1 pseudogene is annotated in these 899 nt (G+C 43.3%); it reads left to right on the top strand.

Features of this window, described 5'->3' with window-relative positions:
* Positions 1-876, top strand: a pseudogene (locus FC57_RS10375) (IS30 family transposase); the annotation flags it as partial.
* Between the last annotated feature and the right edge of the window lie 23 nt (positions 877-899).

The following is an 899-nucleotide window of genomic DNA, read 5'->3' as shown; positions in this document are numbered from 1 at the left end:
CGTGGCAGCGTCCTGCAAAGAGATCACAACTATCTGTTCTATGAGCATTACTACGCTGACACTGCGCAGATCTATCATGATAAGCGACGCAAGAACTGCTATAAACGCGATCCGCTGAAACGCTATGCTGTATTTCTGAGAATGCTTTATAAACGGTTTAAAGCCAAATTCGATGCCACTAGCATTGATGAATTTGTGGGCGAGTTTAAGCAGACTATGCCAGGCTATCCATGCCCCAGCACACCCACCGTTTATCGCTATATTGATCGCGGTCTGCTAGATGTAAGCAACATTGATCTGCCAATGAAGCTTAAAAGACGCAGAAACCAACGGCATCATAGTCATGATGGGCATGCTTTGCACAAAAAGAACCTCGGCAATTCAATTGAACAGCGGCCTAAAGAAGTTGAAGACAGAGCCACTCCTCTTCACTGGGAGGGAGATTTGGTTAAAGGCGTTAGACGTAAAAATCAGCCTGCCTTAATGACTCTGACTGAAAGAACTACCCGTTTTGAAGTTGTTATCAAAATACCGGATTATTGAGCAAGCACTTGTCAGCGGCTGCTTCAAAAGGAAATAGACCAGCATCCTGATTGGTTCAAAACTATTACTTTTGACAACGGTTCTGAGTTTGCGGACATGACTAAAATTAAGAATTGCCGGATCTACTTTGCTCATCCGTATTCTCCTTGGGAAAGAGGCACAAATGAAAACTGCAATGGTCTTCTGCGCCAGTTCTTCCCTAAGGGCAAAAGCATGAAAGATAAGACAGCTGCTTATGTTCAACAGACAACTAATGCCATTAACCACAAACATCGCCGAATCCTCCAATATCACACAGCGGAAGAACTCTTCAAGCAATATATCTCTTCATAACCTAACTGTTGCACTTAATTTGA

Source organism: Lactobacillus ultunensis DSM 16047 (assembly GCF_001436305.1).
GTDB lineage: Bacteria > Bacillota > Bacilli > Lactobacillales > Lactobacillaceae > Lactobacillus > Lactobacillus ultunensis.
This window is presented reverse-complemented; position numbering and strand designations above follow the sequence as displayed.